Here is a 25,668-nt window from a genome sequence, read left to right on the forward strand (position 1 = left end):
TGTAAATATATGAAAATTGAAATATTTCTGCATCTTGAACAAAGTTCAAGTCATAAGTTAAGTTGAAGATGCCCCAAAAGCTTCGCTTTTGAGACACCTTCAAAATGAAATCACTTATATAAATTATTTACACAACTCACATTGTGCTAGTGTCAATCACGAACCGATATTTCACATCCGAAGCTAACACTCGTTTATAGGCTTCATCAATCTGGTCGGCCGAGATCACCTCGATCTTAGGAACAATGTTGTGTTTTGCGCAAAAATCCAACATTTCCTGGGTCTCACGGATGCCTCCAATCATGGAGCCTGCAAATGAACGGCGGTGACCGATGAGGGACATGACATTTAGGGACAACGGCTCTCCAGGGGCACCGACGTTCACCAAAGTTCCGTCAAGCGTGAGCAGTCCGAAATAAGCATCCAAATCGATGCTGGCGCTTACCGTGTTTATAATCAAATCAAAGTGCCCGGCAAGCTTTTCGAATGTTTCCGGATCGCTTGTGGCATAGTAGTTGTCTGCGCCTAATTGCAAGCCATCATCCTTTTTCTTCAATGATTGTGACAGCACGGTGACCTCAGCACCCATGGCGTGGGCAATTTGCACAGCCATATGACCAAGACCGCCCATACCGACAACAGCTACTTTTTTACCCGGGCCAGCTCCCCAGTGATTTAACGGAGAATATGTCGTAATACCTGCACAAAGTAATGGTGCTGCGACATCAAGCTCAATGCTGTCGGGAATTCTGACAACGAAGTCCTCAGTGACGACAATATGGGTAGAGTAGCCGCCTTGAGTTGGTTCGCCGTATTTGTCCACACCCGCGTAGGTCGGGACATTTCCTTTAAGGCAGTATTGTTCTTCCCCTTTTCGGCAGTTCTCACATTCGCCACAGGAGTCGACCATACATCCTACCCCAACCCGGTCACCGACCTTGTATTTCGTGACATTAGGTCCTACAGCCGTGACAATTCCCGCAATCTCGTGTCCGGGTACGAGCGGATAGTTTACAGGTCCCCATTCCCCGTGAGCCGTATGGATGTCGGAATGGCAGATTCCTGCATATTTAATCTCAATTAAAACATCATGTGAATCAAGATCACGTCTTTTAATTTCAGCCTCTCGAAACGGTTTGTCCGGACCATCGACAGCGCGTGCTTTAGCGGTAATCATTCATAAATCCTCCTATCATTATTTTTTACAATCCCTTACAAAACAGATTTTACTCCTTAGAGTTAACTCTAGGTCAAGTGCCGATTTTATGGTATAGTTGTTTTATATATTAGAGTTAGCTCGAGGTCTATATTTTTTTATGAAAGGAAGAGCCAAGTTGAAGACATATTCGATCAGCGAAGTTGCCAAAGAACTGAATCTAACGCCATATACCTTGCGTTACTACGACAAAGAAGGACTTATCCCTTTTGTAGAACGGACAGCCAGCGGAACACGTTTGTTTAAAGAATCCGATATCGAAGCTTTAAAAATAATAGAATGTCTAAAATCCACGGGGATGCCGATCAAGGAAATTAAAAATTTTATTGACTGGTGTTCTGAAGGGGACGCCACCTTGCAACAAAGATATGACATGTTTCTGGAACGAAAAGCTGCTGTAGAAGCGCAGATGGAAGAACTTAAAAAAACGCTGGCAGTCATCGAACATAAGTGCTTCTATTACAAGACCGCGCTGGATGCCGGAACGGAAGATATTCATAAGAACAACATTGGGAGTCTTATGGCTAATTAACAGAAAACCACCTAGTAATTCATAACTCCGTATGAATTGCAGGTGGTTTTGTTTGTAATATTTATCGTCGTAGCCATCAAACGCGCGTTTCCTCTAGCCATAGAGTTAACTCTAGCCCTTATACTCAATCCTGTAAATATTACAAAGGGGGGGATTATGGAGTTGCGAAGGTATTTATAGGAGTATCTGCCGGTATGGTAGCCAGCGTACCGATCGCCAGTTATTTGGATAGTGCCGTTTCGTATGAAATGGCGATGGCTTTCTTTGCTATTGTAAATGCTATTGTATTCATTGCCACTTTACTATTTGTGCCGTCTATGCCTGTTGAAGAAAAGCGGCACGCAATTTTCCATAAGATGGTCTATTACGAAAAAACGGTAACCGATTTAGAGTCGATATAAAATTTATAAGTAAATCAACGGAGAACAATAGCAATCTGTAAGAAATCCGGCTGCCGCGTACATGCTAAAATAGGCGTGAGTAAAATCGTTTCTCAGGTTTCACGAGGTTTCGCAGTGAATGGCGGGTGGGAATACTGGGGGTTAAGATATTTAAACATGGAGGTTATGTCATGGGTAATGGCAATCCGGTAACGATCAAAGTGGAAGCAATCGTTCATGCTCCTGTCGAAAGCGTGTGGGAGTATTGGACGGAACCGAAGCATATTACGAAGTGGAATCAGGCTTCCGATGACTGGCATACGCCATACGCGGAAAATGATCTGAGAGCCGGCGGTAAATTCGTTTCGAGAATGGAAGCTAAAGACGGCAGCTTTGGATTTGATTTCGGTGGAGTATATGACGAGGTGAATATGAACGAGAGCATTTCTTATACGCTAGGCGACGGCAGAAAGGTGAAGATCGATTTTATCCGCCAAGGGGACGACACGAAAATCATCGAAGTGTTTGAAGCCGAGGAGACTAACGCTATCGAGATGCAGCAAGCCGGGTGGCAGGCGATTTTGGACAATTTCAAAAAATATGCGGAAGGTGCCAAAGTGGAATAAAAAAAACTTGTCGCAACCTTAAAAGCGCATGCCAATGTTGGTATGCGCTTTACTTTATGACTTGGTCGTCTGTGGACAATCAATCCGGACGCGTCTTTTCTTCTCGAGGGGAAAAGGCACAGCTCTTTCAAGTGAGGCCGTCATTCTAACGGTTGCAATTGCCGTTATTTTGGCAAAATGGAGGGGAACTCCAATTTAACGGATGTAGCAGAGCTTATTTAGCCCTTTTTCTGCGAATTCGTAGCCCTTTTTACCATATAAGCTCGCCTGCAACCGTTAGAAATAAAATTCTCGTCTTTTCAGCTAATTAGGCGCGACTACAACCGTTAGCGAGAGTTTCATGCACCATACCGCAGAACTGACCGTAACCCACTCCACCTCACATTGGAAAAATCCAATAGCTTGCCGGAAATCGAACGCTATTTGGGCCTCTTATTGGAGAAATCCAATAGATGTCGCACAAATTCCCCATTTTAGGCCTGCTAAGCCTAATCTATTGGAAATATCCAATCTAGCTGCTTACGTTCTGCTTCATCTCCCATTCTATTGGATTTTTCCAATCAGAGCGATGTAATCATCAGGCTCCGGGAACTTACCGCCGGATTTTTATATAAAGCCCCCGGTCTTTCTTTTGTCCATTATCCCTTTTAAACTGGTAATAGTATGAAGAAAGGAAGGGATGGAAAATTGTCTTACCTCATTGTTCCTTATCAGGAAAAGTATCACGATCAATTAGTAGAGATTTGGTATCAAGCCGTAGTACATACGCACAAATTTTTGGCCGGGCAAGATCTTGAATTTTACCGGCAACTGGTTCAAAACGGGGCCTTAAAGGAAGTTGAGATTTGGGTTGAATTAAAAGAAGGTTCGGAACCTATTGGGTTTATCGGGCTTGATGGAGCGAAAATCGAGATGCTGTTTGTCGATCCGAATTACCATGGAAAGGGAACGGGCAGACGTTTGATCCAATATGCCGAAAAGCTAAAAGGCCCAAATCTGCAGGTCGATGTAAACGAGCAGAACGACGGGGCCTGCACCTTCTATAAACGGCTTGGATTTGTGCGGGTCGGCCGCTCCGAATTGGACGGTTCGGGCCGGCCGTATCCCCTGCTTCACCTGGAAAAAAACCGCTAGGTGTCTTTATTAGGGTCACAATGCTAACGGACCCCAGAGACCCTAATTGATCCAAACCGGGGTTTACCGAATGTTACTGAAAAAGACCTTTTCGGCTCTGGTCCGAAAAGGTCTTGGAGGTTGAGCGGACTCCTGCAATCCGGCTCATCCTGCAATCCGGCTCGGCGAAAATCAGCTCAGCGTGCCCAGCGCCTCGCGGGTGAACGGCTGCAGTTCGTCCAAACGGCCGTCCCTGATCTTGGCCGCCCAGGCCGGATCGGTCAGCAACGCGCGGCCGACGGCGACGAGATCGAACTCTTCGCGTTCCAGGCGTTCGATCAAATTGTCGATGCTGGCGGTTTCGCCGCCTTTGCCGGACTCGAACAGGCTGGTGAACTCGGAGTTCAAGCCGACGGAGCCGACCGTGATCGCCGGCTTGCCGGTGAGCTTGCGCGTCCAGCCCGCAAGATTGAGGTCCGAGCCCGCGAACTCCGGCTCCCAGAAGCGGCGCGTGGAGGCGTGGAAGATGTCGACGCCCGCGGCGGACAGCGGTGCAAGGAAGCGCTCCAGCTCTTCCGGGGCCGCCGCCAGCTTGGCGCTGTAATCGACCGGCTTCCATTGCGAGAAGCGGAAGATGATCGGGAAATCGGGGCCAACTGCGGCCCGCACCGCCTCGATCACTTCTACGGCGAAGCGGGTGCGGCCCACCAGGTCGCCGCCATATTCATCCGTCCGTTTGTTGGTCGCTTCCCAGAAAAACTGATCGATCAGGTAGCCGTGCGCGCCATGGAGCTCCACCGCGTCGAAGCCGATGCGTTTCGCGTCGGCCGCGGCTTGGGCATAGGCCTGAACAAGCTCTTTGATCTCGCTGACCGTCAGCGGCTCCGATACCCGCTCGCCGGTCAGGCTCAGGCCCGACGGGCCGATTGGATCAGCGTCCGAATCGGGAAATTTCTCGTGCTCGCGGGCGGTGCCGGTATGCCAGATTTGCGGAGCGATTTTGCCGCCGGCTTCGTGCACTTCGCGGACGACGCGCGCCCACCCTTCCAGCGCCGCTTCTCCGTAAAAATGCGGCACGTCATGATCAGCCCCTGCCGCCGGATGGTTAATGAGCGTTCCTTCGGTGATGATCAGGCCGACGCCGTTTTCCGCTCTCCGGCGGTAATATCCGGCCACATTGGGTCCGGGAATGCCGTCCGGCGAAAAGGAGCGGGTCATCGGCGCCATGACGATACGATTGTCCAGCTTCAGGCGTCCTCCTTCAAAAGGCTTGAACAGGGCTGCTGCTTTGGATTGGGTCATATTTCTCTCCTCCTATATTTAGGATAAAGTCGTAAAAATCAATATCTATACATCTAAATATATAGATGCATAGATCGAAATGCAACCCTGCGGGGCAACCTGGGGTTACCTCCCGGTTTGCAGTTTGGCGGCGAGCTCTTCCATAAATGCGGCGATCCCCGCTTCATTTAGCCTGTAATACGTGTATTGGCCATAGCGGCGGGACTCCAGAAGGCCGGACTTCTGCATTAAGGCAAGGTACGAGGAGATCACCGACTGCGTCAGTCCGGATTTCTCCTGAATGTTCCCCACGCAAACGCTGCCGGGAAACTCTTGTTTTATGGCGTCCGGCAGTTTACAGTCCAGCTTTTCCGGTTCCCGCAGCCAGCAAAGGATGTTGAGGCGGGTCTCGTTCGACAGAGCCTTCAGCACGGCAATCAGATCTTCATTATTCATGAGGCAGCACCCATTCCTAGTTGTTTGTTACAGTATACCAAAAGTTTCGCCTGTGAAAAACGATTCAATGGTTAGCCGCAAGCCGTTGTCTCATGCGCGGCCGTCCCTTGCCGCCCGATAACCTAACGAGACGAATACGAAAACCAACGCCAGGCAAATTCCCAAGCCGATCGTAAAGACGGTTTGATAAGAACGGAGCGTTTCCCCGGCGGATTCGTTCAGAAAACCTAAGCCTATAGCTGCACCAAGCACGAGTCCGACATTGCGCGTCAAAGCGATTAGTCCTCCGAACGAACCAATGAATCCGGCCGGCACATGGGCAAAGATATAGTTGTTGACCGGGGAGGCGATCATGCCCATGCCAAATCCGAGGAAGGCCAGAATTAACAAGATTGCAGCGATCGGAAGCTGTTCCGGAAATAAGATCAAGCCCAGATAAGCCGCTCCCATGCAAGACAAGCCGCTCCCTATCAGTGGGAGGGAGCCGTAACGGTCGGACAAAGCACCGGCAAGAGGCCCGGACAATGCCATGCAAACCGGATAGGCGATAAGGACGTAACCGGACCAGAGCGGCGAAAGCGCGGCGACCCGCGTCAAATAAAAAGGCATGACGACTAACGCGATATTGGCAACGGCAAACGTACCGCAGCTGATGATGAGTCCGTGAGACAGAGCCGGGCTTCGGAACGACGCCATGGCCAGGAACGGTTTGGGACAACGCCGCTCCCACAGCCCGAAAAACGCAAACGAGCCGGCAGCGGCAAAAAAGGCAAGGAGGCTTTTGACGGACATAAAACCCCAAGCGTGAACGTTTGAGACCCCGGCGACGGCTACCGCCGTTCCTCCAGCAAACAAAACCAAACCCGCGATATCAGGCTTGCCGGATTTTTGCGCCTGTCCACGGGCGGGAATGTAGCGTATGGCTAGCAAGCTAGCCGCCAAAATCAAAGGGACATGGATGAGGAACAGCCATTCCCAAGGCAGCCGCTCCGCTATAAAACCGCCGGCGATCGGTCCCAGCATGGCCCCGGCGGCAACTGCGGCGCTGACGGCGCCAAGGGACCGGCCCCTTCTGTCGGCAGGGGTATGAATCGTAATCAGCGCCATATTGGTAGCCTGAAACATGGACGCACCGACAGCCATCATGATGCGAACGCCGAGCAACAGCCGGATGTCCGGCGAGAAGGGGGCCAGCAGTGAACTGACGGTAAACAGAATATAACCAAGATTATGAATAAAGCGATGGCCGAACCGGTCCCCCAAGCTGCCCATCACAGGGAGCAGGGCGGCGACGGTTAGCAGATAGCCGATCGTAACCCATTGCACGGCGCCAAGGTCCGAGCGAAATGTCTCCGCGAGATAAGGAAGGGAGGTGTTCATGACGCCGGCCGTAAAATGAGAAACGAATGCCCCCGTGCATATGGCGGTCATCATGATAAAGTGGCGGTTGGCGGTCTGAAAATAGGATCTCATCGAGCCATCCCGCCTTTTTCTTCATGACTTTCGATGTCAATGATTCGCTCCTCCAACGTAATAACGTCTTCCAGCTCCATAAATAATTCTGCAGGCTGAAAAAGTTTTTCGCTATGAAATACCCCAAAGGGCTGGCGCTCCCGGGCCAATTTTTCGGCTACATACGCCGCGACCCTTCCCGTAACATAACCTTCTCTAACGCCGCACACCGAACCTTGATAAATCGTCTGACGGCCATCCTTTTCACCCCAAACGTCAACTTTTGCCGCAAAATTCTCCGAGCCCCACCGCCACGATTCCATGAGGTCGACCGCTTTATTTCGGATCGAGGGCCGCTCGAGCCAGCCGAGACCGCCCGCACGTTTTAAACCCGCCGCCGTGCGCGTCACCAGCGGGGAATCGAAGCAAAGACGCGTGGATACGGAGGGGATATCCAACGTACGGGGGATGACATGCTGATCCGAGAAGTTGAACCGGTATGCCGTCCGTTGTCCAAATGGGGCGGGAAAACGCGTTTTTTTACCTTCGGTGAAGCTTGCCACCTGACGTTTCCTGCCGTACTCCAGCACGGAAAAATCGGCCGCCAAATTGTCTATCGTCCATTCAATGGCGGCCCGCCCGTGCGCCTCCCCCAAACCGAGCAAAACATAAATATCCGCCAGCCGGGCCGTATCCAGCCGCTGTTTGCCTTGTTTGGCCAGCATATTGGTCAGGCCGGGGGCGAGTCCGACGCTTAAAACGACGGTGGATCCGGCGGGGCTGAGCTTTTCGATGCCCGCTATGACCGAATAGTCGGCCGTGATATCGACGTAATCGACCTGGTGGTCGATGCAGGCCTGGACAAATCCCGTATCCCGCAGATCAAGGCACATTACCACCAAGGAAACATCTTGAAAAAAGTCCTCCGGTATCCCTTCGTTTATATCCATCTGCAAAGGAAGCACGCGCCCCCCTTGATCATCCGAAAAGCGTTTGGCTTTTTCATATGATCGGCCGGCAGCATATACGTTGCCGGGGAAGAATTTTGCGAGTTCATGGCAGACGACCTGACCAACCTGCCCATAGCCGCCTACAACGACAATACCCTGTTTCATCATTGATCCCCTCATTTTCAAATTGGATTTTAATTTAGTTACTAAACTATTCGTGCAAAAATTACTCCGTCGTCAGATGACGACAGAGCTTTTCCAGGCACTTATCGAAGATCTCGATTTCCCGCTCGTCGAGCTGCGAGCTCAAATCGCGTATAAAGTTCAAATGCATCGCCTCGTGGGCGCGGTAAGCCTCAAGGCCCGCATCCGTCAAGGAAACGAGCGTGCTTCGGGAATCGGCCGGATTCGGCGTCCGCCTTACGAGATTTTTCTCCTCCAGACGGAGGATCATTTGCGTCACGGCCCCCTTGGTGATGGCCAGCCGATGGGCCACCTCGCTCATGAATACGCCTCCTTCCGGGCCGATCGCATCGATGGTATGAATCTCGCCAGGCGTTAAAGGTCCCGCCTTTCCGAAAACAAACGGATGTTTTTCCAGCCGCCCGAGCTGTACAATAAAGCGTCTTAAATTTTTGATCACAGCCGGATTACGGTGAGTTTCTGCTTGATTTTCCATGATTTTAGTTTAGTAATTAAACTAAATGATGTCAAGCACCGGAAATTCTGTTTACTCCAAGAGAAATTTTGTATAAACTATTGATTAATCAATTACAACTAAAAAAGGCGGAGAGAAATATGGCAAAAAACGGCGCAACCTCGGTGAATCGGAAGGAAGAGATTATTTCTGCGGCGATCGAAGTTTTTTCCGAAATCGGTTATTTTCGGGCGACGACCGCGCAGGTTGCGGAACGGGCGCAGATATCCCAGCCTTACGTATTTCGTTTTTTTAAGAGCAAGGAAGCCCTGCTTTTGGCCGCGCTTGAAGTTTCATGGTCCAGGGTCATCCGCTCTTTTCGGCAAGTCGTCGAAACGGCGTCTCCGGAACAGTTGGAAGGCGGGCTGATTGCGGCGTACGAGGATATTTTGGCATCTTATAAAAATGAAATCATGCTGCAGATGCAGGCCCAGACGATCCCGGAGGATTCCATCAAGAACGCGATGCGGCAAGGGTTCGGCGAAGTCCGCCAAATGGTTCTGGAGGCGTTTCGCGGAATCGGCAGCGAAAATCCGGAGGAGCGGACGATGCTGTTTCTGGCAAGGGGAATGTTATGCAATATATCCGTCGCGATCGACATGCCGGAATTAAAGGAATTTTGACGTCCCCGGCCGAATCCCCGATCTTGGTATCTAGTGGGGGGCTTTGCTGTACGTTCATGAGCGGATGGATTTTCCGGTCACCGGTCCGTTGCTCCGGAACCTTTCGGAATCCTTATCTTCCATTGACGTCCTAGGCGCTGTCGCAGGTCAAATCCGATGATGCATGGATCCGTTCCGTTATGAATTGAAACATTTTAGCGGCTGCCGGGGAGAGATTGTCCCTGGAAATCGCGGCAAGCCCGATCGTCCGGTAATGTTCGCCTTCCAACGGCCGCAGGCACAGGTTGTAAGGCATCTGGGCGAGGACCATTTCCGGGAGAATGCTGATCCCCAGACCCTGCTCGACCATGGACATAATGACATGATCATTTTCCAGCTCATATTTGATATTTAGCGGCCCCTTATACTTCATGAAAATCCGCCGGACATCCGTGTCGCAGCCGGAGATCGGTATAATAAAAGGCTCGTTGATGATTTGGTCCAAGCAAATGCTGGACTGGCCGGCCAGAGCATGACCGGGAGGGAGAACGCAGAGCATCCGGTCTTTTTTTAGCTCGGTTACATCAAGCGGCTGCAGTGTGGGCAAACTGACAAAACCTAGATCGACTTGGCCGGTGGCAAGCCACTGCTCGATTTCTTGATAATGGCCATCGTACAGCTTCACTTCAATATGGGGGAACTTCGAGTTAAAAGCCTTCACCATTCCCGGCAGCCACTGGATCGATACGCTTGAGAAGACGCCGAGCTTAACGGTGCCCGCCACCAATCCCTTGATCAGGGCGATCTCTTGATACAACCTTTCCTTCAGTTGCAAAATGCCTTGAAAATAGGGAATCAACCGTTCTCCGCTGCTTGTCAGGCGGACCCCCGAACGGTTTCGGATGAGCAAGGTGAGCCCCAGTTCCTGCTCCAGACTGGAAATCGCGTGACTGACCGCAGATTGGGTCAAATTCAGCTGCTCCCCTACCTTTGTCAAACTTCCCGTTTCAACCGCCTTGAGCAAAATCTCGTATTTTTGCAGACTCATGGCCTCTCCTTTAATATGAAAAAAATAAATGCAAATCATCATAAACATTCATTTTATTTATCTATGTTCGCTGTATATAATCATAGCAGCAAAAAATATTTTTGATAAGTGCGGTAGGGCATACTATGGGAAAAACAAGGGGAAGCGGACTACACCGCATTAAGGCCGCTTTTTTGGAACGGGAATTTCGTTTGAAGGTATTCGACTCCTTGGTGCTAAGGAACTATGGCGGTCCTGGTGCGGTTGAAAATACCAGGACTTTTTTGCTGATTTAACAAGAATTTTATTAATATTTCTGAAAGTAATCCGATATATTCTAAAGCAGGAGGGCAAAAGCTAACAATCAATTTAAGAAGAGGTGGAGTTTTACATGCAATGGTATTTGAAGGTATTGAAAAACTACGTCGGATTTCAAGGGAGAGCAAGGCGCAAGGAATTTTGGATGTTTGCCCTGTTCAACGTGATCGTATCGTTCATCCTTGGGTTTGTGGGAGGACTCATTGATGTAAGTGTAGGTACGATTTTAGGGTACATTTACGCTCTGGCGATTTTGCTGCCTTCCCTGGCGGTTGGGGTTCGCAGACTGCATGATATCGGAAAAAGCGGATGGATGATTTTGCTCGGGCTGATTCCGATCGTCGGCGGCATCATTTTACTCGTATTTTATTGCCTTGACAGCGAGCCGGGCGATAACAAATACGGGCCGAATCCTAAAGCTTACGATCCCGTACATAATACATTCGCACAATAATTAACGAATGTTTTTGCCCACGCTAAATGAAGGAATCACAGGCATGCTTGCCTGTGATTTTTTCGTCTCAACGACATTGTGGAATTTATAACTCAACTTTCGCAGAGCAAAAATCAGCTTGAGTCCTTGAGCCGGAGGTGTTCAAAGAATTAAGATAGGCGGACAGAAGAGGTGTCTGGCTCAACCTTATAATCTTTGCTTGCCAGTCAAATCAAAAAACGATTGTGGCAAGAAATACGGGAAGGGCGTTGAAAGCTTAAAGCTCGGGAAGTGGGGGGGCGGCAGATCTATACCCGCTGCCCGGACGCTTTGCACGATTGTCCCGTTTAATCAGGAAGCAGAGAAACAGACAAGCTCGAGAGAAAAAAATATTTGTGGAGGAGCATATTTATGGAGAAGCAGACAGGTACGAGATAATGTAGACGGGCTTAGGAGAAAAAATCAGGTTTAAGGGAGGTGAAACAGATTGGACCAGAGATCAAGTCAGGAGATCAAGGACCCATTAAGTTGATCTGCATCAAACTCCCCCCATCGTTTCCAGCGTCTCGATCATGCCGCAGCCCCAAGGGGCTGGTTCGGTTGGCGTGCGATCAGCCGGCGGTAAGGGATCGCCGGAATCGCCACACACATTTGCAGCAACTTCTGCCGCATCGTTTCTTCCGCTTCGGGCAGGCGCAGCCGGCGGCGTACGGTGTATTCGTTTAGGTACGCCTGCAGATGCTTCAGTCCCAAGGCTCCATACGTACTCTTCAGCGATTCCCACGCCTCTCTCACCACTCTCCGCAAGGGCGCATACAGCCGAAAGGCCTGAGGGAACAACTGTACCGCCGATGTACGGACATCCACATGCCCGCCAATAAACGCGGTTAGATCGTGACGGTTTGCCCTCTTTTCGCCTCCCCGCTTATTTGGCACCAGGCGGATTTTGACCTGCTCCGGCTCGCCCGACTCCGTGACCGTGCAGCCGGCTACGACCGCCGAGGCGTACGGATGCGAAAGCTGACACCGGGACGGATTACGCCCATACTGATCGCTGTTCACCTTCACGTCCCCGGAGAGCAGTTCCCGGGCATCGAACTCCCCCACGGCATGGCGTATTTTGTGCAGCATCGACCAGGCGGTCTTGTAGGTGACCCGGATCACCTGGCGCAGCCGCATCGCCGAGATGCCGCCCTCCAGCAGGAATAAATCCAGGGCCTCGAACCACTTGAGCAAGGGCAGATGCGTTCCTTCAAAAATCGTGCCGACCAAAGGCGATGTTTGATGCTTGCATTTTCCGCACTCGAACAAGGGGATATGCCGGGAGGTCAGATAGCTGCACCGGGTGTGAGCGCAACGCGGGCAGACAAAGCCGTTTGGCCACTTCATCGCGATCAGCGCCTCCATGCAGTCCTGCTCGCTGTTAAAACGGCTGCTGAATGGCTGAAATTCCGTTCCCGCATTAGCTTCCATATCCGCTTACCTCCCAAATCAAGAATACACGAACATAAGTTCCATTTATTTCATTATAACAAACATACGTTCTCTAATCAAGCCGAAAATCTCACCTGAACCGCCTCATTTTTTCCTCATCTTTTTTGATTTTTCTTCTCTCTTTTTTTGGACCCCTTGCTCCCTGCTCCATGAACAAAAGGGATAATCGTGCAAAGGCAGGCAGCAGGCAGGGACACCAAGACATGAGCGCTTTAGACAGTCCCTTTAGACACCCTCCTCACCTGGCGTCGATTTGTGACAATGCTCGAAACGGCCACGGTGCAAAAGATTGATACGCTGACCCCGCCGGATCGTGACGCCTCTGCATCGTTGACGCTTCCTCAACGAAGTAGCCCAAAAACGAACCTATTCCTTGGTTAGTGACCGACCTTATTTTAAAGTTTGACACTAGTGTCAAAGCCAACCCCGTTCTTTTGAGCGGCCCGCAGGCCCCCGGAGGAAAGTAAATTCGGGTTTATAAAACGCACGCAATACGTTATCATGGACTAGGATTATGACATACTTGCGGATAGGAGCCAGTAAATTATATGATCGGAACACTCGTAAACGTTGGGGCGATAATCGCCGGAAGCCTCATCGGCAGCATTTTCAAAAAAGGCTTAAGCGAAAAATACCAGGCCGCGCTGTTTACGGCCATCGGTTTTGCCGCGACCGTGCTTGGCATCAACGCCGTAGTTACCAACATGAAAAACAGCGCGTTCCCGGTATTGTTTATCATCAGCTTGGCCGTTGGCAGCCTGATCGGCACCGCGCTTGATATCGACGGCAGGTTTCAAAAACTGGTTGGCCGCTTTTCGACCTCGAATTTGGGACAAGGATTGTCCACGGGGATTTTACTGTTCTGCATCGGAACGTTGTCGATTCTGGGGCCGATCGAAAGCGCCATCCGCGGCGACCACACTTATTTGTTCATGAACGCCACCCTCGACCTGGTCACCTCGATGGTATTGGCCTCTTCCTATGGCATCGGGATTATTTTGACGGCGGCGGTGTTGTTTGTCTGGCAGGGCGCCATCTACATGAGCGCCGATTATTTGGCCCCCTTCCTGACGGCCGATCTGCTGACGGAAGTTTCGATCGTAGGCGGCGTCCTGATCGCCAGCTCGGGGTTGTCCATTCTCAAAATCAAGGAAAGCAAAACGCTGAATATGCTGCCCTCGCTGCTCGTGCCGGTTGTCTGGTTTTTGATCAAAAGCTGGATCGGTTAAAACCCACACAAAAAGGCCCTCCGCAGTTTCCGGCAGGAAACCGCAGAAGGCCGCTTTATCCTCTTATTTTACTCCAGGCTGGCCAGCTTCTCCAAAAAGTCGGCCACGATTTCCAGCGACGCTGGATTGAAACTTGCCAACAATTCCATCTCCTTTTGATCTTGCTCCCGGTGAAAGAGCCGGTGCAGCTCGGCCAATTCGGCGCCAAGCGGAGTCACGGAGAAATAAATTTCTTTCAGGTTGGTCGGCAGCTGGGTTTTCCGAATCAGGTCCTGCTCTAGCAATTTGCGGGTGATTTTGGAGACGGCGCCTTTCGTTACGCCCATCTCGCGCGCGATATCAACCCCTTTGATGTTGTCATGGGCACTGATAACGTCCAAAATGTGCAGGCTTGAGACGGAAAGGCGGGGCAGCAGTCTTTTCAGCCGATCGTCGGCGATGCGCTCCGCGAGCCAAAGCCGATCATTGTCCTCGTCCGTTTTGCTGATGAGGATCCGGTACATTGATTTTTCGATGCGGTTTTTGAGCCGAAGCAAATCATCATTCATCTCTGGCATAAAGCGAGCCTACCTTTTTTCTCCCCATTATAACATAGTTTCCGTTGAAACCATTTGACAGCACCTGGTTTTCTTGCTAATATGGTTTCCGTGGAAACCATATATTGAAGAGGAGAGAATTTTTATGAACGAGGTCATTCAAGTGATCCGCCGGCACCGCTCCATCCGCAAGTTTAAAAATATCCCGTTGACCGGCGAACAAGTCGAAACCATTGTCGACGCGGCGCAAATGGCGCCCACTTCGGCGCATATGCAGCCGTTTTCGATCATCGGCGTCACGGATTCAGAGCTGCGGAAGAAGATCGCGGTGCGTTCGAAAAATCCGGCGATTGAGGAATGCGGGTACTTTTTTGTTTTTTGCGCCGATCTTCACCGCATCGTGCTGGCCGCCGGCCCGGACCAACAGGAAAAAGCGGCCCGCAACCTGAGCTTCTCGTATTTTTACCAAACCGCCGTGCTGAGTGCCGCGCTTGCCCTGCAAAACGCCAATTTGGCGGCCGAATCGATGGGGCTCGGAGCCGTGATCATCGGCGGGATTAACGAGGCTCTGCCCGAACTGGACGAATGGCTTGGGCTGCCGGACTTCGTCATTCCTTTGGTCGGTTTTGCGGTAGGCGTTCCCGACGAATCCCCCGACCGAAAGCCGCGGTTGCCGCGGTCCGCCGTGTTTTTTGAAAACCGGTATGATCGCGATCTTAAAGCACGGGTCGAAAGGTATGACCGGGAAATGGAGGAGTATTACGGCGGGCGAACGAACAACAAGCAGAAGGCGAACTGGTCCGGGAAATTCATCGCCATGCTGAATCAGGATATCCCGCTGGGCGGGTATACGGAATACGTGAGGAGCAAGGGATTCGATCTGCAATAATCCGAAATCGGTTTTAATGATATTCCCGCAGTAACCGGCGCCTGAAAAAAGAAAATCACAGGCGGATTGTGCCCGTGATTTTCTTTTGCCCGTTTGGCGGCGGCTGTCCTTTCGGCGTCGCGGTAACGCAAGAGGTTGCAGGGACCGCCTAATAAAAATAGCGGAGATTTATGGCCTTATTTTCCGGAATTGAACATGTTCATCCCCATTAGTGGAATTATATGTCCTTATTTTCCAAGGAGCGGGGCAAAAGTCGGCCATCGCCCTGTGATTCAAGAATTTAGCGACATAAATTTCCTTTATTTCTCTCCAAATGGGTGATCCTGTCAAATTAGCGACATTTTTTGTCCTTATGCTTCCACCTTGAGCTTATCAACAGGCTAATGTTTGCCGTTTTTTAAGAGCTAGAAACTCTCTAAGCGCGCATGCTCCGGTAATCTTCCTCCTTTTCCTTGATACTGGCCAGCACGTCTTGCCGCACCTGGCGATCCGTCAACGTTTGCAGCAGCTTGCTTTGGATGTCGGCGGCGGCCTCGGGATTGCCGGCCCGGGTGGCAACCGATTCGGAGAGGCGGTCCATATAATGCCGGTAATCGATATGCCCGAGCGTGGCCGCGGCTAGATGGCCGTTCTCCAGCAGGCTGGGGGCCAGCGTTTTGCGGGCTTCTTCGACCGCGGGAGGGATGATGTGAATCCGCCCGTCCTGGCCCAGCAGCTTGTAAGGCTTGGTCATCGGCATGGCCAGCGCGACTTGCGCATGTACGGCCGCTTTGCGATGGGGCAGCCGTTCCGCGATCGCCTCCAGCACGCCGTTAGTGCTCTCCGCATATTTTGTCCCGTCAAAATAAAGGGTTTTGGCCGTCGCTTCCGTGAAGAAATCCTGCGCCAAAAATTCCTCCATCCGGTCCATGGGCGGCTCTACGCGAATCGTTAGCGGATTGGACACGACATCCTCATGTTTGAAATGCAGCGCCACCTGCACCGTATAATCCCCCGGTTCGGCCACCTCCCAGCCGTTTTTTCCCACAGCGATAAATAACGAGTTGTACACCGCTTGTCCCGCGGCCAGCACTTCATGCTCCCGCTTCCGAAAATAATGGACGAAAGGCGATACTTTGCGCGCGGTTTTCCCTAGTTTTTTCACGATAATGGTCATGTGGTCCGGGTCGCTTAATATCCGCCGGTCGATGATTTGCGGTTCGGAAGTCCAATTGGTCAATTTAAGTTCAAGCACAACGGGCTCCATGAATTCAAAGCGCAAGGTTTCGCGATTGGCCCGGAGCAGCAGCTCGAAGGACGGTTTGGCCAGCAGGCGGTGCTGCTCGAAGCCGTGGTGGTCGAACCATTCGGCGTTGCCCATTTGCACGAAACGCTCCGGGGCGTGGCGCATGAACAGCAGCTCGTTATCGGAGAAACGGTATTCGAAGTTGGCGAAAAAGGCGGTTTCCCCGCCCCGAACGCTGTAAGGGTAGTTCATGAAGCTGCGCGCTTCCGCTTCGTTCCGTAAAGGAATCCACGGCTCGCCAAGCGCTTTTTGCCAGGAGTGGGCAAGATTGAACCCGTGTCCCATCTCATGGCAGGCGGTCCAAAATTTCATGCGTTCCGTCCACGCCTCCGGCCGGCTTTCACCTTCCGGGGGAACGCTGATGAACGAGCGATTGAAAATCGCCGTTCCCTGGCGGTGCTGCGGGCCGATACTGTCGAACATAATTCCGCCCACGGAAGCCCCTTCCTCATACAGGGAAGAGAAGAATACCCATAAGGCCCATTTCGGCTCATTGGCAAACTGCGACCAATGCCTTTGCATGGCGTCATGCATCTCCGCGTCGCTCCAGCGCACATCCAGCCCGGCTTCGGAAATCGGAATCGAGCTTGCGCCTGCGGATAGGCTTACGTCAAAGCCGGCGCGGCGGAACACATTTTCAATCGAGAGTTGTTCACTCGGCAGGGTGGCGGGATGGTTGGGATGCGCGTGCGTGTCGATCGCGAGAACGGGAGTTATCCCGTCTTCGCTGTCAAATTCAAACTGAACGGGATGGAAATAAGGAGAAGTCCAGCGGTAATAAGAAGTATGCGTAAAGGAACTGCCGTCGGAGAAAATCACTTTTAGAAGGTTGGAGGGCGCTTCCTCCAGGGCGATGTTGACGAACGTATACGGGAACTGCGAAGTATTCCCATCCTTGAAAATGATATGCCCCTCCCAGGCTGACGGGCCAAGCGCGGCCAACTTGGCGGTCCAATGAATGTACAATTCAGGCTGTTTCCAGGCACCGCTGGCCGCCATTAGCGGATAAGGGCCGTCCACATCGAGCCGCAGCGTTTCCTGAACGGCCTCGGCGGCCGCCGGGGTCCGGTTCAGCAGCTTGTCCTTGAACAAGTCCTCCGCGTGGTCCAATTCCCATAATCCGCTGATACGATGAGCCTCTTCAGAGCAGGATACGAATGCCATGATGATCACACCTTTCTATAAAAATATGGAATTTTATAAATATTTAACCATAAATCGACGATTGAAACCTTAAAATTTCTAAAAACGGTAAAAAAGATGATTTTGTCCACAAAAAAGAACGCTCCCGGCGTTCCTTTTTTCGATATTCAATCTTCTCCCTGCATCCATCTCCTCCTACCGCTTCACGCCCCCGTCGATTCGCGTTCGATCAAATGGGTGGGGAGCAGGATTTCCTGGTACACTTCTTCCGGATGATCGATCCGCCAGAGCAGTTGGGAGAAAGCTTTGTGGGCGAACAGGGGCAGATCGATGTCCATCGTTGTGATTTTCGGCAACGACATTTGCGAGAAGTGGGTGTTGTCGAACCCGCAGATGGAAATGTCATCGGGAATTTGATGCCCGGCGTTCCGGAGCGAAGAGCATACGTAAAAACTTAAGCTTCACCGAGTCCACCATATTCGGCGGCAACAAATGGGCGGGGGCCGACAATTACATCAAACTGTTTACGAGCGACATCGAGTTTTGGCCGTCGGTGCGGATTACGCTGCTGTACGCCGCGCTTTCCCTGCCGATCGGGGTGATCGGAGACCTGCTGGTCGCCATGCTTCTGAACAACAAGATTAAGGGGCTCGGCGCGTACCGTACGATCTATTTCCTCCCGGCGGTGATGCCGGAAGTGGCCGTAGCGCTGCTGTGGCGATGGTTGTTCAACAGCGAGTCGGGGATTATCAATTTCGTATTGTCGCCGTTGTTCTCGGTGTTTGGCATCGACAAGCCGAACTGGTTTGGCGATCCGCATTATGTGCTGGGGGCGTTCATCATTATGAGCTTATGGGGCATTTTCGGTACGAATACCGTTGTGTTTCTGGCTGGGCTTCAGGGTGTTCCAAGCTCCCTGTACGAAGCCGCGGAAATCGATGGGGCCGGAAGATTCGCCAAATTCAAGAACATTACGATTCCGCAGATCTCCCCGGTTATTTTGCTGCAGGTGATCATGGGGATGATCGGAGCGCTGCAGATTTTTACGATCGCCATGTTCGTCCGTCCGACCACGGCAGCCGGCAAATTTATGAACCAGCTCGTGTACGAGCGCGGATTCACGCAGCTGCACATGGGCGAAGCGTCGGCGGTCGCCTGGGTGCTGTTCATCATCATCCTGGCGCTGACGCTGCTCGTGTTCCGCTCCAGCCCGGCCTGGGTTCATTACGAATCGGATGTAAGGCGCTAAAAGAGGAGGTGTGCTTTTATGGCCAAGGTATCAGCTGTCCCCGCCGGGGGGATTTCCGGCAAACCGCTGAGATGGCTGAACAAAGCTGTGATCTACGTGGTCGTCACGTTTTTGGCCGCCGTCATCCTCGTTCCGTTTTTTTGGATGGTTTCGACGGCCCTGCAGGCCGAAGGGGACATTTTCGTCTGGCCGCCGCAGTGGATTCCCGATCCGCCGCAGTGGCACAATTTCCAAGAGGCCTGGATGGCGATGCCTTTTAACCGCTACCTGTTCAACACGGTTTTTATCGTAGCGCATGGGTTCGTTGCCGAGCTCATCAGCTCGACGGTTGTCGCTTACGGGTTTGCGCGCTTCCGGTTTCCCGGCAGCGAATTCATCTTTCTCGTCCTGCTCGCCACGATGATGCTGCCTTTTCACGTCACGCTCATTCCGACGTTCCTGATCTGGCAGAAGCTTGGCCTGACGGGCCAGTTCGACCCGCTGGTGCTGCGCGCGTGGACGGCCTGGGGACCGTTTTACATTTTTCTGCTCCGCCAGTTTTTCATGACCCTGCCGCGGGAATTGGACGATGCCGCCGAAATGGACGGCGCGAATTTCCTCCAGACGTTCCTGCACATCATGCTGCCGCAGGTGAAACCGGCTTTGCTGGCGGTGGCGATCTTCGCTTTCCGCGGATATTGGAACGATTTTTTGGGCCCGTTGATCTACCTGTCCGATATGAAGATGTATACGCTGAACGTGGGCATGTACTTCTTTATGGGCGGCGTCAACGAGGCGCCGCAGTACGGGGACGAGGTGATTTTGCTGCTCCGGGTGGCCGAGCGGCCCCGGCAGACCGATCCCGGGCGCGTGCTTGTTCCGGTGCTGAACGCGGAGCGGAGCGGCGATGATGGGGAGGAGCCGATCATGAACATCGTGGCCGTGGACAAGGAAGATTCCGGTTTGGATTTTTCCGATCCCCGGGTGATTCGCGACCGCAAAGGCGCTACATATACTTGACTTCGATTTCCCACCTGCGCGTGGCGCGGAGCCGGGACGGCGTGCGGTTTACGGTCGACGGGAAGCCGACCGTTTTGCCCGAGGGCCCGCTGGAACGCTGGGGGATCGAGGATCCGCGGGTTACCCGCGTCGGGGATCGTTATCACATCGCGTACAGCGCCGTCTCGGAGCGAGGCGTCGCGGTCGGGGGGATGACGACGGAAGATTTTGCGTCGTTTACCAGAGAAGGGTTGATTCTGGCGCCGACGAACAAGGATGTTGCGATATTTCCTGAGGCTATTGACGGCAAGTATTACATGCCGCACCGCCCGGTTCCGGATGGCATCGGGGAGCCGGAAATTTGGCTGGCCGAATCGCCGGATTTGCGGCATTGGGGCAATCACAGGTTCCTGACGGGACTCCGGAAAGGCAAGTGGGACGGCGCACGGATCGGCGCCGGCTGCGTTCCGATCAAAACGGAGGCCGGTTGGCTGATTCTCTACCACGGGGCGGACGAAAGGCATCGTTACTGCATGGGCGCCGCGCTGCTGGATCTGCATCGGCCGGACCGGGTGCTCGCCCGCATGGAGGAGCCGTTTATCGTGCCGGAAGCGGACTACGAGACCAGCGGATTTTTTCATAGCGTCATTTTTGCCTGCGGCGCGATTGTCAAGGAGAATCAGGTGCTTATGTACTACGGGGCGTCCGACGATTCCGTGGCCTGCGCAGCGGTTGATCTCCCGCAGCTTATGAGTGCATTACAACAAACCGAATGGAAGGGATAACGGGAATGGTTTTGTTCGGAAACGGCAACGTGAAGTCATGCGCCGAATTGGTGGAAGCTTACAGAACGAAGGAAAACAAACCTCAGCCTGCTCAAGCCGAAAAGCTGCTGTTTGACGGCGTTGAGGGGCGCGACGTTTATAATATTTCGGCTCCTTTCGAGGATGAAGGGGAACTGGTCATTGCCGGGCGGGTGGAAAACCGGGACAGCGAAGTATCGGAAATCCATTTCTTCGTGCGCCGCGAGGAGCGGTGGACGCCGCGGGACGGCGCTCCGGTATTCGCCCTGCAGGATCCGTTCTTGACGAGAATCTCCGGCGAGCTGGTGTTCGGCGGGGTTGAAACCTTCCCGCATCCGTCCGAGGAGGGCAAGGTTAGCTGGCGCACGGTGTTTTATAAAGGCCCGAGCCTCGCTAACCTGGAGCAGTTTTTCCGGGGGCCGGACCAAATGAAGGACCTGCGCTTGGTCGAGCTGTGCGACGGGACGATCGGTGTGTTTACGCGCCCGCAAGGGGAGAAGGGGGGAAGAGGGAAAATCGGGTTAGCCCGCGTGAATGCGCTGAGCGAGCTGACGGTCGAGGCGGTGCTGGACGCCCCGCTGCTGGAGCAATTCCGGGATGAGGAACGGGGCGGCTGACGGGATATGAAAATGAAGCAAACCAGCCGTAAGCCTGGCGCAACCTCTGTGCGGTTTTTGATCCGCGCGGAGGTTTTTTAGTAAAATAGGAGAGTTTCCGTTTACGTCACCTTGGGAAAGGAGGTGCTTGCTGGCGATGTTCCGGCTGAGCGGCAAATTGTTCGGCACGCTGCTGCTTGGCCTGCTGTTTTGCGCCGGCATCTATCTCGTTCGGGATGCGGTTTCCTGCCGTTTGGACGGAGGCTCGCTCCTCGCGGGAATCGTGCTGCTTCTCTTTTTTCTATTCACTTCGATTTTGATGGGATCGGGTGGCTATTTGGCGGTCAAAGACAGGTGCTGCGCTGGCGTACGCGATTTTATTGGCGCCCTCGGGAACCGGCCATTTGCCGCCGTCCGCCAATTCGTAGCGCTTGCCGTCGTCGGGCAGCCGGGCATAATCGCCGTAGGTGGCAGGCTGCTCTTTAATGATAGGTTTTTGCTTATCATCACGGGCTTTCATAGGGTCCCCCTTAAGAACGATCTGCTTAAAAGAGGTTGTTCAAAAAGTCATCTTTCCATAAGGAAGCCGTTCATGAAGCGGATCGGGCGTCGAATCTTGATTCAGCCGGGCCAAGCGCTTGCTTCCGAAGCATGTTTCCTACGGAAACATTTCAGTTGCTCACGTAGCCTAACCAAGCTTATGCTTCCGAAGCCGTTTTCTACGAAAACGTTCAGCTCCGCTCCTTTCGTCCCTAGCTTCATCAGACCTAAAGCGTTTTGAAAAAACGCACATCGGAAGCATAGCTTCGGTCCTGAAAACCTGACTTTTTCGCATTTAAATCGTACCATACAGCCCCTGGCCCGGCGTTTGAAGGATCGGCAACATTTCTTGGTTTTAGGTATATTCAGGAAAATATAAGCAATAATAGAGAGCAACTCTATACGGAAGGAGCAAAGCTAATGGATGCTACTCTTGGAGCCGATGAGGTTGTCCGCAGAATCAAGCAATTGCAGACGGAAGGCAGTTCGCTAAGCAAAAAGCAGGTCAAGCAGCATGATCCGGAGTTGATGCGCAACGCTTTGTTTTATTTTCCCAGCTGGGAACACGCCGTAAAAAACGCCGAAGGTCTATAAATGTAAGCCCCGTTTAAGCTAGAGCCGAGCCGTGGCCGTGGCAGGACTTTGTTCCTGTACCGCAGCGCGGCTCTTTTTGTACCCATAACTTACTTTATATCTCTATTTTTTTGACGCTGCCTATTTCTCAGGCCTCAACCTTAACTCGGCGCTTGACAGCCAGCTATAAATGGAACGATGCTGCCGTCGCCCTTCAAAATAGCGGCACTTTATGCACTAGCGTTGCAAGAACACTAACATCAATTTTCAGCAAAACCCACATTTGGATTATTGAAACTATAAATGGATTTTTTTACAGTCATTTTTTAAGCTTAAGACCAAAAAGTCAAGGTTACCTAATGCGTAGGTCGCGATGTCCCATTAAATGTATATAATGGATATTATTCCTTGAACTTGCTTGGCTTAATTATCCCAACCATTGTGCGCACCGATAACGCTTTGGGACCTGACCCCGGACGTCTCCCCGGACTACTTCGACTGGGTTTCCGATCCAGTTCGGTTCGAAAGGATCGCCATGAACGGTACAAATACTCGCGGAGAATCCGGAGCACTTGCCAGTTTGTTTTTGCCGTTTGGGTGCTGTGCCGGATGTGCTCCACGAGCAAGGCAGTAATTAAAGCCAAGAATAACTGGTTCCAAATAGCCTGTGGTTTATGACTGTGCAGCTTCTTCAATCGCAAATGTTGCTTCAGCCATTTAAAATACAACTCGATGAGCCAGCGATTTTTATAGATCTGCGCGATTTCTTCAGCGGTCTTATCCCATACCGATGTAAAAATACGATAAGTCCGTTCCTGCTCGTCATAAAACTCCACCAAACGAACGGAATGTTCCATGGATCGGAAGGAACTGCCCACGCAAACCTTGGCGTCCCGCGTGATGTTCGAGCCTTCCGGAACAGGATACTCCTCAATGACGGTGGCAAGCGCGCGATCTCGCATACGGATCACAAACTGGATGTTGTCCTGGACCCATTGATCCATCCGGGCATAATCATCATAACCGCGATCCATCACATAAATCGCATCCGAGGGGACGACCAGTTCAACGGCCCCCGCACGATCCCCTACATTGAGCGAACTGGGGATCATGGCATCAGGAAATAGCTTGTCGGGAGCTGTAACAACGAGGCGCAGATGCATCTTGACGCCGCTACTCTTATTTGACATCTTGGCCCAACTTCCAAGTTGAAGCGGCAGTCGAATGCTGGAAGAATCAATGATGTGCAATTTCCCGCTCTGGCCCTGGTGGCAAGCACGTTGCTGTGTTTGTGATGCCAGATGCTGAAACATCCACTCCAACAGCTCCGTTGGGATCTGATCGAGTTTTCGGGATAATTGCGAGCCGCTGATACTCTCCAACTGTAGAAGCTGCTGAAGTTTCGGCTCAGCACGAAGTGCAATTTCCATTTCACCGTAAGATGACCATTGTTTCAACTGAGCATTGATGAAGAGCATGATCGCTTTCATCGTGGTAAGTTTCTTGGTGTAATGGTCGAAGAGTAAACGTTGATGCACATCGATGGGCAGTAAGGAAATCAGTTGACGAATGACCGTTTTAGCTTTAACGTTATCCATGGTTGGTCTCCTTTTGTAGAGAGTTATGGACAACGTACCTACCTCTTTACAATAGGAGATTTTTTATGCTTTTTCCATGAAAAATGATCATAATTACCCATATTTAACTAATATTTGATTATTCGCGTTAGGTTTTATGCAACGCTAGTGGAATAAAAAGTACTTATTTTCCTCCGGCTGGATAAAAACAGCTAAATAAGCAGGCCCTGCAAAAATAAAGCCAAAAAGTGTCGTTATTCCGGTGAAATGGTGTGGAATGACGGAAATAACGACATAAAATACCGCTATGCGCCAGGCTCGCCTGATTGCAAGAACCGCAGTATGACAGCCGCTGACCGGGTCAGCGGCTTTTTCAATGCCGGAAAAAGAAGTAAAATGAAAAACAACGTTTACTTAACACCGCGAAAGGATGAATTGCACGGATGTCCTCATTGATCTTTGACCCCGCCAGCTATACGGTAACATGCGGTTCGGATTCCATCGGCTTGCTGGCGAAGGAGTTCGCGCTTCTGCAATTTCTGTACGATCACCGCCACCAGGCGTTCACGCGGGAGCAGCTGCTCGACCGGGTATGGCTGCTGGAATATCCGGTTGAGCGGACGGTGGACGACCATATTTACCGCCTGCGGAGGAAGCTCCGCCACTGGCCGCATATCGCCATCAATACGGTGCGGGGATACGGGTACAGCCTTACGGTCCGCGACAGAAGAGCGGTCGGCAATCCCTCGGTGCAAGATCCGGAAGTGCAAGAGGCGATGAGGGAACTGTTCAAAAAATACCACTTGCTGGGGCAGGGCAGATCGCTGCTTGCTTTGGCCGACCGGCAGGAAGTGCTGGGGTTTGAAGTGGATGAATTTTATACGCTTTACGTTCATTTCATTCAAGGCGATATCCCCTGGTTTCTGGAAGAGAACGGAATCCCCTTCCGGGAAAAATTGTATTGGATGCTGCTCATGTATCGGGGAATGGCGCTGCGGCGGGAGGAGGTTCTTTCTTTTCTGCAATTATGCGAGAGAGTGCTGGCGCTGCGCATTCTTCCGGACCGGCAGCACCGGGAAATGGAGATTTTAAACATCCTGGACGTATATGCCGATGCCGGACGGCCCGGGGAGGCGATAAACCGATTCGAAAAGGCGCGGCAAACGGTGGAATCTGACGGACTATCCGGCTTTGTCATCCCTGTTGCGATTATGGAAATGTACGTTCAGGTCGTTGCCGGCCAGAGCTCTGAAGCGGAACGCGCCTCCGGCCGGATCGAGCGGCTTTTGCAAGGTTCGCCGTATCTCCGGGAGATCGGACGTTACCATATTGTCAAAGGTCTGCACCTGCTCACCCAAGGCAGCGGCAGGCCGGAGCCGATTTGATCGACGAAGGACTGGAAGTGCTGCAAGCGTCCATGCATGTGCCGATGCTGCTGGGAGCGGTTTGCCAAATCGTGTTGTTCCTGCAGGAACGTCTGCCGGATGCTCCACGGCTTGAACAAAAATACCGTGCCTTTTACGATGCCTTGGATAAAGAGTTCGGCTTGTCCCGCTATCGGACCGATCTAAAAGAGGGTATTCAAAAAGCCATCTTTCCATGACGAAGCGGTTTAATGAAGCGGATTCGACGCCGAATCTTCAATTCAACCGGACCTTCCTCCGAAGTAAGTCGGATTCCGTCTGATTTTCCT

The 25,668-nt window shown here is 52.0% G+C and carries 25 protein-coding genes and 3 pseudogenes; 15 read left to right on the forward strand and 13 right to left on the reverse strand.

The window, feature by feature from the left end:
* Positions 1 to 136: 136 nt before the first annotated feature.
* Positions 137 to 1,177 carry an NAD(P)-dependent alcohol dehydrogenase gene (locus tag DYE26_RS27910; protein WP_036619604.1) on the reverse strand — a complete coding sequence of 347 codons (1,041 nt, stop codon included), beginning with the start codon at positions 1,175 to 1,177 and terminating at the stop codon, positions 137 to 139.
* A 157-nt stretch (positions 1,178 to 1,334) separates the two neighbouring features.
* Between DYE26_RS27910 and DYE26_RS27915 the strand changes: the two genes are divergently transcribed.
* The 4 genes and pseudogenes from DYE26_RS27915 to DYE26_RS27930 all read left to right on the forward strand — a co-directional run bounded on the left by DYE26_RS27915 (position 1,335) and on the right by DYE26_RS27930 (position 3,888).
* On the forward strand, positions 1,335 to 1,748 hold the full coding sequence (locus DYE26_RS27915) for a MerR family transcriptional regulator (RefSeq protein ID WP_036619606.1): 414 nt from the start codon (positions 1,335 to 1,337) through the stop codon (positions 1,746 to 1,748).
* 161 nt (positions 1,749 to 1,909) lie between these two features.
* Positions 1,910 to 2,083 (forward strand): annotated as a pseudogene (locus tag DYE26_RS27920) (MFS transporter); the annotation flags it as partial.
* 236 nt (positions 2,084 to 2,319) lie between these two features.
* The gene (locus DYE26_RS27925; protein ID WP_036619609.1) at positions 2,320 to 2,754 is read left to right on the forward strand and encodes an SRPBCC family protein; all 435 of its coding nucleotides are present in this window, start codon (positions 2,320 to 2,322) and stop codon (positions 2,752 to 2,754) included.
* 687 nt (positions 2,755 to 3,441) lie between these two features.
* Positions 3,442 to 3,888 carry an acetyltransferase gene (locus DYE26_RS27930; protein ID WP_036619612.1) on the forward strand — a complete coding sequence of 149 codons (447 nt, stop codon included), beginning with the start codon at positions 3,442 to 3,444 and terminating at the stop codon, positions 3,886 to 3,888.
* Between the two features lie 171 nt (positions 3,889 to 4,059).
* Here DYE26_RS27930 and DYE26_RS27935 read toward each other — a convergent pair whose 3' ends face one another.
* From DYE26_RS27935 to DYE26_RS27955, 5 genes are all read right to left on the reverse strand, one after another.
* Positions 4,060 to 5,169 (reverse strand): NADH:flavin oxidoreductase, encoded by a 1,110-nt coding sequence (locus DYE26_RS27935; protein WP_036619614.1) that lies wholly within the window; start codon positions 5,167 to 5,169, stop codon positions 4,060 to 4,062.
* Between the two features lie 105 nt (positions 5,170 to 5,274).
* Positions 5,275 to 5,604 carry an ArsR/SmtB family transcription factor gene (locus DYE26_RS27940; RefSeq protein WP_036619616.1) on the reverse strand — a complete coding sequence of 110 codons (330 nt, stop codon included), beginning with the start codon at positions 5,602 to 5,604 and terminating at the stop codon, positions 5,275 to 5,277.
* A 90-nt stretch (positions 5,605 to 5,694) separates the two neighbouring features.
* On the reverse strand, positions 5,695 to 7,077 hold the full coding sequence (locus tag DYE26_RS27945) for an MFS transporter (RefSeq protein WP_036619618.1): 1,383 nt from the start codon (positions 7,075 to 7,077) through the stop codon (positions 5,695 to 5,697).
* On the reverse strand, positions 7,074 to 8,171 hold the full coding sequence (locus DYE26_RS27950) for a saccharopine dehydrogenase family protein (protein WP_051985245.1): 1,098 nt from the start codon (positions 8,169 to 8,171) through the stop codon (positions 7,074 to 7,076). The genes DYE26_RS27945 and DYE26_RS27950 overlap by 4 nt, the downstream gene beginning before the upstream one ends.
* Positions 8,172 to 8,232: 61 nt before the next feature.
* Complete coding sequence (locus DYE26_RS27955) at positions 8,233 to 8,685, reverse strand: MarR family winged helix-turn-helix transcriptional regulator (protein WP_082207660.1); 453 nt, start codon at positions 8,683 to 8,685, stop codon at positions 8,233 to 8,235.
* Positions 8,686 to 8,804: 119 nt separating this feature from the next.
* Here DYE26_RS27955 and DYE26_RS27960 point away from each other — a divergent pair, with 119 nt between their 5' ends.
* Entirely contained in the window at positions 8,805 to 9,326 is a 522-nt protein-coding gene (locus tag DYE26_RS27960; RefSeq protein WP_036619620.1) for a TetR/AcrR family transcriptional regulator, read from the forward strand.
* Positions 9,327 to 9,456: 130 nt separating this feature from the next.
* Here DYE26_RS27960 and DYE26_RS27965 read toward each other — a convergent pair whose 3' ends face one another.
* Entirely contained in the window at positions 9,457 to 10,353 is an 897-nt protein-coding gene (locus tag DYE26_RS27965) for a LysR family transcriptional regulator (RefSeq protein WP_036627501.1), read from the reverse strand.
* Between the two features lie 370 nt (positions 10,354 to 10,723).
* Here DYE26_RS27965 and DYE26_RS27970 point away from each other — a divergent pair, with 370 nt between their 5' ends.
* Positions 10,724 to 11,104, forward strand: a complete 381-nt coding sequence (locus DYE26_RS27970) for a DUF805 domain-containing protein (RefSeq protein WP_036619622.1) — start codon at positions 10,724 to 10,726, stop codon at positions 11,102 to 11,104.
* Between the two features lie 549 nt (positions 11,105 to 11,653).
* On the opposite strand, the gene DYE26_RS27975 is transcribed toward DYE26_RS27970, so the two are convergent.
* The gene (locus DYE26_RS27975; RefSeq protein WP_115311340.1) at positions 11,654 to 12,556 is read right to left on the reverse strand and encodes a transposase; all 903 of its coding nucleotides are present in this window, start codon (positions 12,554 to 12,556) and stop codon (positions 11,654 to 11,656) included.
* A 569-nt stretch (positions 12,557 to 13,125) separates the two neighbouring features.
* Here DYE26_RS27975 and DYE26_RS27980 point away from each other — a divergent pair.
* On the forward strand, positions 13,126 to 13,806 hold the full coding sequence (locus tag DYE26_RS27980) for a DUF554 domain-containing protein (protein WP_036619624.1): 681 nt from the start codon (positions 13,126 to 13,128) through the stop codon (positions 13,804 to 13,806).
* 68 nt (positions 13,807 to 13,874) lie between these two features.
* On the opposite strand, the gene DYE26_RS27985 is transcribed toward DYE26_RS27980, so the two are convergent.
* Positions 13,875 to 14,363, reverse strand: a complete 489-nt coding sequence (locus DYE26_RS27985; protein ID WP_082207661.1) for a MarR family transcriptional regulator — start codon at positions 14,361 to 14,363, stop codon at positions 13,875 to 13,877.
* A 124-nt stretch (positions 14,364 to 14,487) separates the two neighbouring features.
* Here DYE26_RS27985 and DYE26_RS27990 point away from each other — a divergent pair, with 124 nt between their 5' ends.
* Positions 14,488 to 15,231, forward strand: coding sequence for an NADPH-dependent oxidoreductase (locus DYE26_RS27990; protein WP_036619630.1), 744 nt, complete (start codon positions 14,488 to 14,490; stop codon positions 15,229 to 15,231).
* Between the two features lie 415 nt (positions 15,232 to 15,646).
* Here the strand turns inward: DYE26_RS27990 and DYE26_RS27995 are convergent, their stop codons facing one another.
* Together DYE26_RS27995 and DYE26_RS28000 are read right to left on the reverse strand one after the other, a co-directional pair.
* A complete protein-coding gene (locus DYE26_RS27995) occupies positions 15,647 to 17,680 on the reverse strand; it encodes a hypothetical protein (protein WP_051985247.1) in 2,034 nt (677 codons plus the stop codon).
* A 182-nt stretch (positions 17,681 to 17,862) separates the two neighbouring features.
* Positions 17,863 to 18,093, reverse strand: a pseudogene (locus DYE26_RS28000) (substrate-binding domain-containing protein); the annotation flags it as partial.
* Between the two features lie 119 nt (positions 18,094 to 18,212).
* Between DYE26_RS28000 and DYE26_RS28005 the strand changes: the two are divergent.
* From DYE26_RS28005 to DYE26_RS28015, 4 genes and pseudogenes are all read left to right on the forward strand, one after another.
* Positions 18,213 to 18,908 (forward strand): carbohydrate ABC transporter permease, encoded by a 696-nt coding sequence (locus tag DYE26_RS28005; RefSeq protein ID WP_240534094.1) that lies wholly within the window; start codon positions 18,213 to 18,215, stop codon positions 18,906 to 18,908.
* Positions 18,909 to 18,926: 18 nt separating this feature from the next.
* On the forward strand, positions 18,927 to 19,907 hold the full coding sequence (locus tag DYE26_RS33660) for a carbohydrate ABC transporter permease (protein WP_082207663.1): 981 nt from the start codon (positions 18,927 to 18,929) through the stop codon (positions 19,905 to 19,907).
* Positions 19,904 to 20,671 (forward strand): glycoside hydrolase family 130 protein, encoded by a 768-nt coding sequence (locus DYE26_RS33955; protein WP_164815315.1) that lies wholly within the window; start codon positions 19,904 to 19,906, stop codon positions 20,669 to 20,671. The genes DYE26_RS33660 and DYE26_RS33955 overlap by 4 nt, the downstream gene beginning before the upstream one ends.
* Before the next feature lie 5 nt (positions 20,672 to 20,676).
* Positions 20,677 to 21,303 (forward strand): annotated as a pseudogene (locus DYE26_RS28015) (DUF1861 family protein); the annotation flags it as partial.
* A gap of 283 nt (positions 21,304 to 21,586) precedes the next feature.
* On the opposite strand, the gene DYE26_RS33765 reads toward DYE26_RS28015, so the two are convergent.
* The gene (locus DYE26_RS33765; protein WP_174719618.1) at positions 21,587 to 21,805 is read right to left on the reverse strand and encodes a hypothetical protein; all 219 of its coding nucleotides are present in this window, start codon (positions 21,803 to 21,805) and stop codon (positions 21,587 to 21,589) included.
* 440 nt (positions 21,806 to 22,245) lie between these two features.
* Here DYE26_RS33765 and DYE26_RS33665 point away from each other — a divergent pair, with 440 nt between their 5' ends.
* Positions 22,246 to 22,419 (forward strand): hypothetical protein, encoded by a 174-nt coding sequence (locus DYE26_RS33665; RefSeq protein ID WP_164815316.1) that lies wholly within the window; start codon positions 22,246 to 22,248, stop codon positions 22,417 to 22,419.
* Between the two features lie 380 nt (positions 22,420 to 22,799).
* Here DYE26_RS33665 and DYE26_RS28025 read toward each other — a convergent pair whose 3' ends face one another.
* The gene (locus DYE26_RS28025) at positions 22,800 to 23,996 is read right to left on the reverse strand and encodes an IS4 family transposase (RefSeq protein WP_115311341.1); all 1,197 of its coding nucleotides are present in this window, start codon (positions 23,994 to 23,996) and stop codon (positions 22,800 to 22,802) included.
* 422 nt (positions 23,997 to 24,418) lie between these two features.
* Here DYE26_RS28025 and DYE26_RS28030 point away from each other — a divergent pair, with 422 nt between their 5' ends.
* Entirely contained in the window at positions 24,419 to 25,360 is a 942-nt protein-coding gene (locus DYE26_RS28030; protein WP_082207666.1) for a winged helix-turn-helix domain-containing protein, read from the forward strand.
* Positions 25,357 to 25,578, forward strand: coding sequence for a hypothetical protein (locus DYE26_RS28035; protein WP_082207667.1), 222 nt, complete (start codon positions 25,357 to 25,359; stop codon positions 25,576 to 25,578). The genes DYE26_RS28030 and DYE26_RS28035 overlap by 4 nt, the downstream gene beginning before the upstream one ends.
* The last annotated feature ends 90 nt before the right edge of the window (positions 25,579 to 25,668 follow it).

The sequence above is a fragment of the Paenibacillus macerans genome, assembly GCF_900454495.1.
Taxonomy (GTDB): Bacteria; Bacillota; Bacilli; order Paenibacillales; family Paenibacillaceae; genus Fontibacillus; species Fontibacillus macerans.